At 58.0% G+C, this 14,089-nt stretch carries 11 protein-coding genes; all 11 read right to left on the reverse strand.

The annotated features are described in order from the left end of the window. Positions 1 to 242 precede the first annotated feature (242 nt). The 11 genes from ACFT1A_RS21060 to ACFT1A_RS21110 all read right to left on the reverse strand — a co-directional run bounded on the left by ACFT1A_RS21060 (position 243) and on the right by ACFT1A_RS21110 (position 13,403). Entirely contained in the window at positions 243 to 1,706 is a 1,464-nt protein-coding gene (locus ACFT1A_RS21060) for a polysaccharide biosynthesis tyrosine autokinase (protein ID WP_378448597.1), read from the reverse strand. Between the two features lie 696 nt (positions 1,707 to 2,402). Continuing rightward, positions 2,403 to 3,728, reverse strand: coding sequence for a UDP-glucose dehydrogenase family protein (locus tag ACFT1A_RS21065; protein WP_378448598.1), 1,326 nt, complete (start codon positions 3,726 to 3,728; stop codon positions 2,403 to 2,405). Positions 3,729 to 3,780: 52 nt separating this feature from the next. Then, the gene (locus ACFT1A_RS21070; protein ID WP_378448599.1) at positions 3,781 to 4,749 is read right to left on the reverse strand and encodes a GDP-L-fucose synthase family protein; all 969 of its coding nucleotides are present in this window, start codon (positions 4,747 to 4,749) and stop codon (positions 3,781 to 3,783) included. Next, a complete protein-coding gene (gene gmd / locus ACFT1A_RS21075; protein ID WP_230816379.1) occupies positions 4,746 to 5,777 on the reverse strand; it encodes a GDP-mannose 4,6-dehydratase in 1,032 nt (343 codons plus the stop codon). Before gmd ends, ACFT1A_RS21070 begins: the two co-directional genes overlap by 4 nt. Before the next feature lie 100 nt (positions 5,778 to 5,877). Further along, the gene (locus tag ACFT1A_RS21080; RefSeq protein WP_378448600.1) at positions 5,878 to 6,942 is read right to left on the reverse strand and encodes a polysaccharide pyruvyl transferase family protein; all 1,065 of its coding nucleotides are present in this window, start codon (positions 6,940 to 6,942) and stop codon (positions 5,878 to 5,880) included. After that, a complete protein-coding gene (locus ACFT1A_RS21085) occupies positions 6,935 to 8,146 on the reverse strand; it encodes a lipopolysaccharide biosynthesis protein (protein WP_378448601.1) in 1,212 nt (403 codons plus the stop codon). The genes ACFT1A_RS21080 and ACFT1A_RS21085 overlap by 8 nt, the downstream gene beginning before the upstream one ends. 70 nt (positions 8,147 to 8,216) lie before the next feature. Further along, positions 8,217 to 8,756, reverse strand: coding sequence for a DapH/DapD/GlmU-related protein (locus tag ACFT1A_RS21090; RefSeq protein ID WP_378448602.1), 540 nt, complete (start codon positions 8,754 to 8,756; stop codon positions 8,217 to 8,219). After that, the gene (locus tag ACFT1A_RS21095; protein WP_378448603.1) at positions 8,753 to 10,042 is read right to left on the reverse strand and encodes a WcaI family glycosyltransferase; all 1,290 of its coding nucleotides are present in this window, start codon (positions 10,040 to 10,042) and stop codon (positions 8,753 to 8,755) included. The genes ACFT1A_RS21090 and ACFT1A_RS21095 overlap by 4 nt, the downstream gene beginning before the upstream one ends. A gap of 17 nt (positions 10,043 to 10,059) precedes the next feature. Then, positions 10,060 to 10,641 (reverse strand): acyltransferase, encoded by a 582-nt coding sequence (locus ACFT1A_RS21100; protein WP_378448604.1) that lies wholly within the window; start codon positions 10,639 to 10,641, stop codon positions 10,060 to 10,062. After that, on the reverse strand, positions 10,614 to 11,789 hold the full coding sequence (locus tag ACFT1A_RS21105; protein ID WP_378448605.1) for a glycosyltransferase: 1,176 nt from the start codon (positions 11,787 to 11,789) through the stop codon (positions 10,614 to 10,616). Before ACFT1A_RS21105 ends, ACFT1A_RS21100 begins: the two co-directional genes overlap by 28 nt. 93 nt (positions 11,790 to 11,882) lie before the next feature. Continuing rightward, positions 11,883 to 13,403, reverse strand: a complete 1,521-nt coding sequence (locus ACFT1A_RS21110) for a sugar transferase (protein WP_378448606.1) — start codon at positions 13,401 to 13,403, stop codon at positions 11,883 to 11,885. Between the last annotated feature and the right edge of the window lie 686 nt (positions 13,404 to 14,089).

Below are 14,089 nucleotides of genomic sequence, written 5' to 3' on the forward strand. Positions count from 1 at the left end.
ACCGGCATCCCGGCAAACCGATAAGAACGTATCCGAACGCCGACGACCCGACCGGCGATACTCTCACGAGCATCTCCAGTCGGGTCCGGTTCAAAGATCGAGGTGTCTGCGACGGGTAGTCGCCTTCCGCGCCGACACGGTCGGGGCTAGCGGAGTCGCTGCAAAGCCAACGGGCCCCCGAGCAATGCTCGGGGGCCCGTTAGCGCGGACGCGGGTGAAGCAAAGGTCAGTACTCGACCCGTTCAGTTGACTGTCGACGGAGCCCGCACTTCGCTGACTGCGCTGGCGCTGGCGCTGGCGCTGGCGCTGGCCGAACTTCCCACAGGTACGTCAGCAACAACAGGATCGGAGTCGTAGTAGTACTTGTACTCGTAAACCCCACGACCGTTCAGCGGGGTCATCGTTATGACAGTGCCGAGAATCGTCGCGCCCACGCTGTGGAGGTTGCCCACCGCCCTGCTCAACTGTTCCCTCTTCGTCGAACCATGACGAGCGATGACGAGTGCGCCGTCAGCCAGAGCAGACAGAACTGCAGCATCCGTAACCGGGAGCAACGGCGAGGCGTCGATGATGACGTAGTCGAACCTTCTGCGGAGATCAGCAAAAACTGCATGGGCAGTGTCAGTCCCCAGCAATTCGCTCGGGTTCGGAGGAATCGGCCCCGAGGCAAGAACCGTCAGGTCTGCATTGCTCGTAACCTGAAGCACGTCGTCCAGATCTGCTTGCCCGGCCAGGACCGAACTGAGCCCGACGCTTCCGATCAGTCCGAGGTACTTCGACACACGTGGCTTACGGAGGTCACCTTCAACGAGACATACCTTCTTGCCCGCCTCGGCCAGCACGAGTGCGATGTTGACGGCGGTCGTGGTCTTACCCTCCGACGGAAGCGAACTCGTCACGACGATGACACTCGGGGGGCGATCCACTGCCAGGAACTGCAAATTGGTTCGTAGTTCACGGTATGCCTCGGCACTGGCGGAGTTGCCTTCGTGGAAGTTGATCGCTTGATGAACTTCACGTTCCTTGTCGAACGGAATTGTTCCCACCATCGCCGCACCAACGATGTCCTCGACTGTCTTTCGTTCCTTGACAGTGTTGTCCAAGCGGTCACGCACCACCGCTAGGCCGATCCCCAGCAGAAGCCCGATCGCGGCACCCAGTGCCACGTTCCGCGACGTCTTCGGCGAGACCGGTTCCGCGGGAGTTTGTGCTCGCTGCTCCACAACGACGCGCGCGGGCGCCGTGCCACCGTTGGCGGGTGTACCCAAATCTTTGACCATGACGACAAATTCGTCCGACAGCGCATTTGCGATCTCGCGAGCCAGTTCAGGCGACGCATCTTGCACGCTCAAATCGAGAAGAACTGTCTCCGGTGCCGATGTGGCGGTCACCTTCGATGAAATCTCCGCAGCGGAAAGCCCGCCGAGCCGATCCGGCCCGACTGAATCGATCGTCCTCTGTGCGAGTGTCTCGCCGGTAAGGAGCTTGGCGTAGGAAGTGACCAACTGCTGCGAGAGCTGGTTGCCCTGGTAAGCCTCGTTCACCGTTGTTCCGGTAGAGGTCGACACGAACAGGCGCGTGGAAGCCTGGTAAATCGGTGTGGCAATCAACGAGGCGCCCAATGCACCCAAGATCACGACTACAGTGACGACAGCGACTATCTTCCACCGTGCCTGCAGAATCTTCAGGTAGTCCCGTACATCCATCGTCGAATCTCCTTCGGCTCGAACACGAATCACGTCTTCGAGTAGTAATCGACAGCCGCTTGTCGAGCCGCTGCACTCAATCCAGGCTGAACGAGGCAGCCAATCTTCTATCGCACACACATAGTGTGATTTTGTGTCCGGAACGAGCAGGTTCGCGTTCCTGCATGGCACGTCACGATGCAGCCGATGCATGAAGGCGTAGCGACGGGCTCGAGGTAGTGGACATCAGGGCCCTCTCCCACGTCTCCTGTACCAGCCCTGCTTGCCGAGACCGCATTGCGGCGACCCCAGTGCATGCATTCAGTCCGAGTTGGGAGCAAATACTACGAACAGCTGGGCTGAACTCTACTGTGTCATTAACCTTTTCACCACCGCAACAGCAATTCGGCGCAGCTGTGCAGCCACATTCGATCTCGCCGTCCGAGCAAGGATCGCCCACGGCGAACGGACGGTGAGGACCAAAGTCCACGCAGGTGCATCCACGGACCACTAGGCCGAAAGCTACTGCACACCAGTAGAACAAGGCACTATTCCACACCGCGACACCATCGGCCGGACGCAACCGCAGTGCCGCGCCGCCACAGCGAATCTATCGACGGACCTTGGTCCCGAGCTTTGGCGAATCCACCCGAAGGCGGATTCGCACCAGTCGCAGACCACTGACGGTTGCGACGATTTACGGCTGGTTTCAAAGATTTACGGCCTTCCGAGCCCTCGATAGGTCCACCCGGCGTCGCGCCAGGTGCTCGGTTCCAGGCAATTTCGCCCGTCAATGATCACCTTCTTGCGCACGATTGCTTCGAGGTCCGACGGCAGCAATTTTCGAAATTCGGTCCACTCGGTCAGGACCAGGACGACGTCAGCGCCTGCGCACGCTTCAAGTGCGCTCGACGTATACGTGAGCGTGGGGAACAAAGCCTTCGAGTTTCCCATTGCCTTCGGGTCGTAGACATTGACGGCAGCGCCTTGCAGCTGTATCTGACCAGCGACGTTCAATGCCGGCGAGTCACGAACGTCGTCGGAATCAGGTTTGAACGCGGCACCGAGAACCGCCACACGGGCTCCGAGCAGCGAGCCACACGCTTCACGAGCCAGCTCGACCATCCGTGTACGACGGCGCATGTTGATATTGTCGACTTCACGCAGGAAGGTGAGTGCTTGATCTGCTCCGAGTTCACCCGCGCGTGCCATGAAAGCACGGATGTCCTTCGGTAAGCAGCCACCACCGAAACCGATTCCCGCATTGAGGAATCGCCTACCTATTCTCTCGTCGTGACCGATGGCATCGGCAAGTACCGTGACATCTGCACCCGAGGCCTCGCACACCTCCGAGATCGCATTGATAAACGAGATCTTGGTCGCCAGAAAGGCATTGGCTGATGCTTTGACCAACTCCGAAGTGGCAAGGTCGGTAACAACAAAGGGAATGCCTTCGTTCAAGAGCTGCTCGTACACTTCACGCGCAACCGATTCTGCACGTCCAGGTCGATTGCGGTCTACCCCTAGTACAAGCCGGTCCGGGTGAAGCGTGTCCTTCACCGCGTAGCCTTCCCGGAGGAACTCCGGGTTCCACGCCACCTCGACATCTCGCCCTGCAGGCGCCAGCTCACGCGCACGTGCACCCAATCGCTCGGCGGTACCCACTGGCACAGTCGATTTCCCGAAAATGACAGCCGGCCTGGTCAACAGAGGTGCGAGGGTCTCGATCACCGAATCGACAAAACGCATGTCGGCCGCGAACTCCCCCTTCTTCTGAGGCGTACCGACGCCGAGGAAATGGATGTCCGCGAACTCTGCGGCCTCCTCGTAGGAAGCCGTGAACCGAAGACGTCCCGCGGCTATGTTGCGTCGCAACACTTCCTCTAGCCCTGGCTCGTAGAAAGGAACCTCCCCAGCTTCGAGCATAGCGAGCTTGTTCGGATCGACATCGACCCCGAGAACCTCGTGACCCAACTCGGCCATGCATGCTGCGTGTGTCGCCCCGAGGTAGCCGGTGCCGAATACCGCAATACGAGAAGTCATAACGATGTCTGCCTGTCGAAGTCGGGTTTACGTCGAATAATGCTGTAGTACTTCATGTCCTGATCGAATCGACGTTCTGTCGATACCACTCCACGGTCGATGCGATCCCCTCACGCAAGTCGATCCTGGGCTGCCAACCCAAATCTCGAAGCTTCCCGATGTCGAGCAGCTTCCGCGGCGTTCCGTCAGGTTTCGTGCGGTCCCATTCGATCTCGCCGCCGAACCCGACCTCGTCCGCCACGATCGCGGAGATCTCCGCGATGCTCTGGTCCTCACCTGTACCCACGTTGACGTGCTCAACTCCGTCATAGTGGTCGAGCAGATGAAGACAGGCATCCGCCATGTCGTCGACATGGAGAAACTCACGCCGTGGAGTCCCGCTACCCCAGTTCACAACTGACGCCGCTCCCTCACGGCGCGCGTCGTCGAAGCGCCTGATGAGTGCCGGCAGCACATGAGAGCCCTTGGTAGAGAAGTTGTCACCAGGGCCGTAGAGATTGGTCGGCATCGCGGAAATCCACGGACGCCCGAACTGCTTGCGAACAGCCTGCACCTGCAGGATTCCGGCGATCTTTGCGATCGCATACGCATCGTTGGTCGGCTCCAAGTGACCGGTCAGCAGATACTCTTCGCGAATCGGTTGAGGAGCGAACTTCGGGTAGATGCAGGAAGACCCGAGGAATAGCAGGCGCTCGACATCGAACTCTGCCGCCGCATCCATCACGTTCACCTGGATGCGAAGGTTGTCGGAGATGAAGTCCACCGGCAGTGTGCTGTTCGCCAAGATCCCGCCCACTCTGGCTGCCGCGAGAACCACGTTCTTCGGCCTCTCCTCGGCGAAGAATTCGAACACTGCACCGCGGTCGCGAAGATCGAGCTCGGCGGACGTGCGTCCGACAAGGCGATTGAAACCATCGGCTTCCAACCGGCGCCATATCGCTGAACCTACGAGCCCACGATGGCCCGCGACGAACACACGCTCGCTCCGATCGAGCGGCCGCTGCACGTTCTCTCCTGTCATCGAGCGTGCTCCCAATCCACCAGGTTCGGACGATCGATCCAAGGCTTGCCCTCACATGTCAACGCCTCGATGTCCGCGTCGACCATGATTCGAGCCAGTTCGGGGGTATGCACTGTCGCCTTCCAACCGAGCTTCTGCTCGGCCTTTCCGGCGTCCCCGATCAACGCATCGACTTCCGTCGGACGGAGATAGCGCTCGTCGAAGCGCACGTGATCTTCCCAGTTCAGTCCTGCATGCTCGAAGGCCACCGTCAGGAAGTCCTTGACCGAATAGTTACCGCCAGTCGCGAGAACATAATCGTCCGGTTCGTCAGCCTGAAGCATCCTCCACATTCCCTCTACGTACTCCGGCGCATAACCCCAGTCACGAATTGCATCGAGATTGCCCATGTACAAGTTACTTTCAAGGCCTGCTTTGATTCGAGCGACTGCTCGCGTGATCTTGCGAGTCACGAACGTCTCGCCACGGCGGGGGGATTCGTGGTTGAACAGAATCCCATTCACCGCGAAGATCCCGTATGCCTCACGATAGTTCTTCGTGATCCAATACGAATAGACCTTCGCAGCGCCGTACGGCGACCGCGGATAGAAGGGGGTCTGCTCGTCCTGCGGAGGTGGTGTCGCACCGAACATCTCGGAACTGGACGCCTGGTAGAACCTGCATTCGAGCCCTGCCATTCGAACTGCTTCGAGCAACCGGATCGACCCGATTCCCGTCGTGTCACCGGTATGTTCAGGCTCGTCGAAGCTCACCCGTACGTGGGACTGCGCCGCGAGGTTGTAGACCTCGTCCGGACGTATCTGTGCGAGAAGGGTGACCAAACGCGCCCCGTCGCTGAGATCTCCGTAATGAAGGAACAGTTTTGCATCGGGGGTGTGGGGATCTACATACATATGATCGATTCGAGCTGTATTGAACGTGGACGACCTACGAATAAGTCCGTGGACCTCGTATCCCTTGCTCAACAACAGCTCGGCCAGGTATGAACCGTCTTGGCCTGTAATTCCGGTAATCAGTGCGCGTTTCACTTGAAACCCCGTCCTCGAAGCAGATACTCGTCTGCGGATAGTCATCGGCCGAATTGTGTTGTGTGGGAGTACCGACCCCACAACCAGAACTGAGAAACCCTCACGGCATTACTGCCCCCTTGATCCGCGATCTCAAATCCTCCAGTTCCGCGGCAGCGGAATCCATTCCGTGGAAGATTCGGGCAGATTCGTCGTGCCCGAGATTCAAGCTGCCCCCCGCCGAGTCGTCCATCCACGATGCCTGCGGCGCGAGTACCGGTTCCAGCGAATCCCTCAGCTTCGGTACCGAACTGCTGCCCGACATCACCGGTATCGATCCACCTCGAGCGCTCAGGATCAAAACATGGAGTCGGTCACTGATGGTCACGGCCGCGCGCTCGTACAGGGCACGGAGAGCGAACTCCTGTTGCCGATGGGTCACGTCATCGTCCCATCCCACGTAGGGAATTCCGAGCGTCGCAGCAACCTCACGGTTGTGGTTGTCGTCCTCGACAACCTGGCAACAGGCCATCAGATCCAAACCATTTGCCGAGACCTGATTGTGGATCGAGCGAAGGGTCGCGTAGTTCACCGGTCGGTCATGCCGAAGCGAAAGCAAAGCTATTTCTCGGGCCGCAGATCCTTGGCCCTCAGACTTCGCTACGTCAGAAGTGCTGCCCCGAAAAGCGAGATCGGGATAGAACCGGCTCTTACCTCGCAGATACTCGCACGTCCGCTTGTCACGTGCCGCGTAGACGTCGGCTATGCCGACGAGGATTTTCTCGGGTACCGCCGCGAAGGAGCTTCGCACCTCGATCGATCGCCCCAAAACGAGGATTCGTGTACCGAACATGCGAAGCACCGCAAAGACGGTCACCAGTAACGAGTGTTTGACGACGCTCGCGACCGAAGCTCCCAGAACTGCAGGCCCAGGCGCCATGACGATCACTGCCCGCTTGCGGCGCACCGTATCGGCCAAAACTGCTCGCCAGAAACGAAAGCCCGAATTCATGACCTCGTCGGTTGGTTCCCAATCGAAGGCATCGACGTACTCCGCGCTCATACTGCCCGAAAAGACTACGGGACTCAATCCCAGGTCGCGCATGTAATCGACTGCTGTTCGGCGTATCTCGATGTCGCCCAGATTTCCCTGGGCCGCCGCAATACTCATGAAGAACCTACGCATGGGGATCCCTCCTCATTGCAACGACAACGACGCAGGTCAGGAAGACGGTTTGAAGTACGTAACTGAGCGAGAGCGACCATCCCGCTCCGAGCGCCCCGTAACGGGGAGCCGCCACCAGGATTCCGACCAGGCAAATCAACGTGCTCAAAACAGTTATGTAGGAGACAACTTCAACTCTGCCCGTACCTTGCAGAATGGCGTTCAACTGCGACGAGATCGCTGCGAAGATCAAACTGAAGCAGACGACCTGCATTACCGGTACCGCGTCTACATATGCGGCGCCCAAAACCGGTGGAACCACTACAGGTATGACTGCCGCGATCATGCCGAAGATCACCGCGCTGGCAAGACACACATACATCGCGGGTCGCAGAATGCTCTGGGTGATTCGCCCGGTCGTCGATCGCGCCGCTGCCGGCATGAGAACTGCCGCAAATGAAGTGGGAATCAACCGCAGTGGAGTAGTGATACGACTCGTCACGCCGTAGATTCCGGAGACGGCCGGGGATGTCACGAGTCCAACCAGCAGTACGTCGAAGTTACGCGTTTGAGTGGCAACGGAATTCAACCAGAAGTGCGATGACTTGCGAAGAATCGACCTATACGATCGCCTCGATCTGATCCGAGTGATTACCGGTCCGAGCCGAATGGCCACGAAGACAGCGATCATCGAGGAGAACGCGAGACCCACTGAATACCAGAACACTGCATCGACACCCGAGAACCAAGCGGCCGCGACAAAGACGAGGGCAAGTGCTCGACGAAGGAGCAACGATACGGCGTTCTGCCAGGTATTCCCGTCAGCGAGTGGTAGCGAAAGCAACGTCTCGACGTAATTGTCCAGGACAACCCACACTGCCAATGGCACAACGAACCAAAGCCGCGGTTCAAAGACCGAGGCCACAGTCGCGATCATTGCAAGCAAGGCCCCAACGGCCAGATTGGCGCGGCGCGAGAACTCCAAAGTCGAAGCGATGAGAGGTTCCTGGTCACCCAACGCACGGATACGAACCAGAAACGGAGTGAACCCGAAGTTCAGAACGGTTTGCAGGACCAGTCCGACGCCATAAGCAGCAGCGAAGATTCCAAAGCCGGACGGACCGGAGATGCGAGCGAGGAGAACCATGCTCAGTGCCTGAATCAACGCACCGACAAGACGTCCGCCGGCGATTCCGGTGAACTGCACCACCAGGGCGTTTGTCATCACCTTCACGTGAGACCAACCAGGTGGTGGAACGACTGTACGACTCCAGCGCAATGCGGCCGTGTGCTTCTCATGCTCGGCCGATCTCCGAGACCGGGGCACGAACAATTGCATTTGCCGGAACATCCGATATGACAAGGCAATTCGCGCCAATCACAGCGTGGTCACCGATCGACGTACCACGGAGGACGGTGGATCTCGCCGCAATCCATACGCCATCACCGACGACGATCGGTCCGTTGTCGAACTCGAAAGTCCGTGATTTTCTGCTATGACTGCCCGCGCACAGGAAAACATCCTGCGAGATGCAACTGTTCGACCCGATGCTCACCGGTTCGAGATTGAGGATCCACGCTCCCTCACCCACCCAGGTGTTGTCGCCGATCGACAGCTTCCACGGCCAATGGATCTTCACGTTGTGCCGTATCAGGACTGCTTCACCGATCTGAGCGCCGAACAGTCTGAGAATGGCGACCCGCATTCGTGCCGGCACGAACCAGGCCCGGAACAGCGGTGCTACCGCGAGCCAGGCGATCTGCACCGGCGCCGGACGTCCCTTGTCGTATCCTGCCCCGGTGAATTCGCCGAGGGAGAGCTGTGGGTGGGTCACCGCGCTCGGGCTTCCGTCAGTCGAGTCGGCGAATTCGCTCGGTTGACAAGTCTGTCGAACAGTTCGCCGAACGCGATAGTGGCAGAACCGGGAGACAGTACTTCGTGCACGTACTCCCTCCCGTTTCGCGCGAATTGCTCCGAACGAGCTGGGTCAGCCACCAACATCTCTATTTCACGAACCAATGCCTCCGGATTGCCGGCGTCAACGCGTACTCCCGCCCCTGACAGCGCGATCTCTTCGCCCGACGCACTGTCCGCAGACGTAGCCGCGACGACTGGCACCCCGGAGGCGAAATACGATGTGAGTTTGCTCGGAACAGCCATGCTGCGAAGATCGGCCAACTCGTTGAGAAGTAGCGCATCCGCTGCACGTAGCACGTCGGTAAAGTCCTCGCTGTCAACAGGATCCATGAATTCGATCCCCGCGCATCCCTTGGACAACTCTTCAAGATGGGCTCGCTGATTCCCGTCCCCCATCAGCACGAATTTGATGTCGGACTGCCGTGCATCGAGCAAACGCGCGGCGTCCACCACGTTTTCGAGCCCTTGCTTCGCACCCATGTTTCCGGCGTGCAGAACTATCTGCTGTTCCGGCCCCCATCCCAATCGTCTTCGCGAATCCTCTCGGGCGCAGGCAGACTGGGAGAGGTCGAGGTGGGTCCAGTTCCTGATAACCGTGATGCTGCTCGAATCGACACCGAGGTTCTCCTGGGCATGCTTCGCAAACCGCGGATGGATCACGACAACGTGATCGGACTTTCGCAAGATCCAAGATTCGAATCGATCGACGAGAGACGACAATCCACCGCTCAGCTGGCCGGTCTCGGAAGCGCCCAGTCCGTAGAAGTCCTGCACCCACAGCACCACGGGTGTGCGCGACCGCAAGAGCCTGGTCCTGATGACAATTGCCGCTGAGGACAAAAGTGTAGGGCTTACACACAGAACGAGGTCCGCTCGGTGGAAAAGAGTCGCCCAGGACGCCCTCAGGGCGAAGCTTGCCTCCATCAGGATTCTTCGCAGGAAACTCGGATTCCGAGGGATGTAGTGACGGAGTCTGTGCACTGTCAGATTCTCTGTCTTCTCGACCGAAGACAGTCCTGAGAAACCATCCATCTTTTTCCAGAATGGATAGTGTGGATACCCCGTCACCATCCTGACGTCAGCACCAGCATCCGCTATCGCATTTACCAAGCCCTCGGTGTAAGGAGCGATACCGGTTGGCTCAGGGGAATAGTTGATTCCCACGATCAGGATTTTGTTTCCCCGATTATCCATCGTGCTCATTTCCCTTTTCAGCTCACTCAGGACGACAGTCCGTGCACAGCTTGCAGGTGTGCACTTCTCTGCGTATCACTCTCGAATCTTTCGCCGACTTTCCGTGCGGGAACTCCGACATTCACAGAGAAACTCTCGACGTCACTCGTCACTACCGAACCTGCTCCGATCACGGCACCGTCGCCTATCGTCACACCGCTCAATATCACCGAACAAGCGCCTATCCATACATCTGTTCCAATTTCGACAGAATCGCGAGCGCCAGGCTCCCGGTCCCCCACCCACGTCGACGCGAGCATCGGAATACCCACTTCGTCGATCGCGTGGTCTTCACGCCCTACGATGTAGACATTCATTCCGATCATGACGTGGGATCCGATCGAACCGTCTACCTGGATAACAGTCCGAGGCCCGACACTGACATTATCGCCGATATTCAATCCGTGAGGCGCACTGATGATTGCCCCACGGCCGGCGTTGAAGTCGCGTCCTACTGAAACGTTGCCGTTCGATATTGCCAGCCCGTTCATGATTCCTCGAAGGGCTCGCCTAACCCCTGACGGGAGGCGGGATCGGTTACTCATCGTGCGACCATCTCCTTGGGCCATCCGTCTTTGTCGAATTCAACGACCTGCCCTCTCAACGCGGCAGAGATACCCGATGCCATCGACTCAGCGGAATAGAGTTCTCCAACCTTCGTTGATATTTCCCCGGCCGAGACGGGATTGGAGTCCAGATACAGAAAGTAATCGCGTAGTGCCACGGCCAGCGATTCCTCGGTTGTCGGCGAGTAACTCTGCATCGGACCGACTACGGCAAGCTCGATCTCAGGGGCGTGCGGGGCATCCTCGGGATACAGCATCGGAACTCCGAATCCCAGGCTCTGAGTGACACTCAATCCGACGTATCCCGGAGAGACCGACATGATTGATCGTGCATAGATTTCAGCAAGCTCGACGGGGCTTTCGATACGCCCGTGCAGAACAACGGATTCTTCGAGACCGAGATCTGAAATTTGCCTCTCTATATTTTCCGAAGCATTTCCGAAACCTACGATTTCCAAGACGGCACCCTTGTCTTTGAGGCCCGATCGATGGAAAGCCGGAACCAATTGATCCACGTTCTTCTCGGCAACCAATCGACCGACATAGACTATTGATTTACGCGATTCAGAGGCGTTATCGGCGTTGATATGCGCGCGCTTGTACAAAGAATTCGGTGCCACCCACACTGGCTGGTGCGGTATCTCACGCCTGGCCGGGACTACGCTGGCGTATCCGTAAAGAATAGTTCCCTGAGACAACCGCCGCATCGTCCGTCGAAGAAAAGCCGTCTTCGATGAAGACCCTTCTCTGGGATGAAGGTGACCCCAAACCAAAGTACGTCGACGCATAATTCTTCGAAGGGCTAAAATACCCCACGCCGTGAGACTCCGAGGGTTCAAATCAAGGATGGTCACGGAAGCAGAAAGCGGATTTCTCCAGGAGCCAACCTGAAGGAGAATCTTGTCACCGAAGATTCCTATCCGTCGAACTCGTTCATAGAAATCCTTGTCGATACCAGTTCGAACCGTAGGATCCAGTCCGTAGTCCGAGGCAAGAATGCGGAGATTGCCGTTCTCCATCTCGCGCAACACTTCGATACACGGATTCCGATATGTTGGAATTACCGCCAAGTACATCGAATATTTCGACGATGACATCGAAACGGTTCCCCCAAAGTTCTCATCGAGTATGACCGACTGGTCAGTGTGCATTGCGCAATTCCCTCTACTTCGGATCCCAGGCAGTATTCACCGGGAACAGCGAATCGGATTCGCGATTTGAATACGAAAGAATGACAGAACCGATCAGTAAGCGCCGTCACTTGCCATTACGGCTTTGAGCGTTTTCACGACGATCATGACGTCCCCAACCATCGACCAGTTGTCGACATAGGACAGATCCAGTCGAACGGTTTCTTCCCACGAAAGATCCGAGCGCCCACTCACCTGCCACAAACCGGTGATCCCTGGTTTGACCAGCAGTCTCCTTTTCACGGCCCCGTCGTACGCCTCTACCTCACGCCGCAACGGCGGCCTGGGACCGACCACACTCATCTCGCGACGGAGCACGTTGACGAACTGGGGCAACTCGTCTATCGAAAACTTTCGAATGACGTGTCCTACCTTGGTAACCCGAGGATCGTCACGCATCTTGAAAAGAACGCCGGCGCCCTCGTTGTCCGACAGGAGGCTGTCGACCTGTGTGTCGGCGTCTTGAACCATCGATCGGAACTTCAGCATCGGGAAAGGAACCCCGTCCAATCCCATTCGCTCTGACCGATAGAGCACAGGACCCCGACTGGTGAACTTCACTGCCAACGCCGTCGCGATCAACACCGGACTGATCAGGATGAGAATGACAGACGCGAAGACGACGTCGAATGCTGTCTTGGCAAACCGTTGCGCACCGTGATAGCGCGGACGTTCGACGTGAATCAGTGGAAGACCGGCCACCGGCCGCATCGAAAGCCGGGGACCGGAAACGTCCAGGATTCCAGGTGCCACAACAAGATCAACGTCCTTGCACTCCAGATCCCAGGCCAGTTTCCGCATACCGTCGTACCCGAGGTGTTCCGTCGCAGTGACCGCCACTGCATCGGCACCGACCAAGTCGAGCGCGTCGGTCACGTCGTGCTCGTCCCCGAGGACCGGTATTTCGATGCCGTCGACGACTATGACTCTGTCCCGACGACCTAGTTGACTAGGTTGGCAAACGCCCACTACCCGATAACCGTCGCCGGGAGCTCGTTCGAAGGTTTGGGCCAGCTTCTTGACTGCAACGGGGCTTCCTACAACCAACACGGATGTCTGGAAGTCGCCCCGAGACCGCTTCCGCGCGATGACCTTTCGCCAGATCCAGCGGCTTGCCATCAGCGCCGTCAGACCAACCGGGAATGCAAAGGCCAGATAGAGTCGCGCGATGTCCAACTGCAGCAGAAGACTGACAATCGCAATGAGTCCGAAGAGGCGCACTGTCGCTACGAAAATTCGCCTGTACTCTTCGGGGCCGCTGCCGATCACCCGGATCGATCGAGTGCGGAAGATGCCCAGAGACGATAACCACATTGCCGCCAACGCAATTGACACACCGGTGTAACTCAGTTGCCCGAGGATGCCGGTGCTCACCGCACGGCCGTCTCCGCCGAACCGTAGCCACTGAGCCAGGAAAACTGTCCCCACGATGATCGCCGAGTCGCCCAGGAACAGTCTCCTGCGGTATGCCGTTTCCCATTCCCGCCGTGAAGTCGATCCGCGGCGGAGGTCGGGCACTGCACGGGGAAGCGTGTGCTTGTTCTTGCCCAGCGTGGACACGTCGAGCGCCGTCACGTGATCAGTCCCTTCCTCATTCGTGGAATCCGTGCGTCATTGAATTCGTACGTCGTTGACAGGTGTTGAGCGTGATTCGTCAGATCGAGCAATACGCTGGAACAGCAAATCGCTCGCTTCGATCTGAAAAGTGCAATTCCTCGAGAATCGGAACGCTCTCACGCTCCGAGTGGATTACATTTCAGCACTGTCCGCGCGCAGGATCAAACGCAAAGTCGCCCCAGTTCAGACCCGTAGCCGCGCACGCCCCCGCTCATTCCAATCTGACCGCAGCGCAACTGCTTTGCGACTTGCCCTCCGAACGCAGCTCGACCGGAACAGCGGGGCGAAAGATCGATTCAGAAGCAACTTTCGCGTTACTTCGTCGAAAGTGCAGCAAACAGAAGGACCTTACTCGTCAGTAGGCGGTTGCCACAGCGCATCGCATTACCGATACCGCCTGAATAGAGGATCATTTCCATCGGTAACCGACGCAATGACTTTCGCCGACAGAAGGTGCCTGCGCCGTTGGGGACCTACGTCCCCGGCAGGGATCTTGGTCCCTACTGCCGATTCGATGTGCAATTCGAAGGCGAATAGCCGTACAGCCCTTGCTGATACAGGTAGCACCCTTGAAACAAGATCAGGTCGCTTGTCCAGTTCGCGACAAACCGACCGCTGAAATGAATTTTCTAGTCGTCTCACTA

It is taken from the genome of Rhodococcus sp. NPDC057135, from assembly GCF_042670865.1.
In the GTDB taxonomy this organism is placed as follows: domain Bacteria; phylum Actinomycetota; class Actinomycetes; order Mycobacteriales; family Mycobacteriaceae; genus Rhodococcus_F.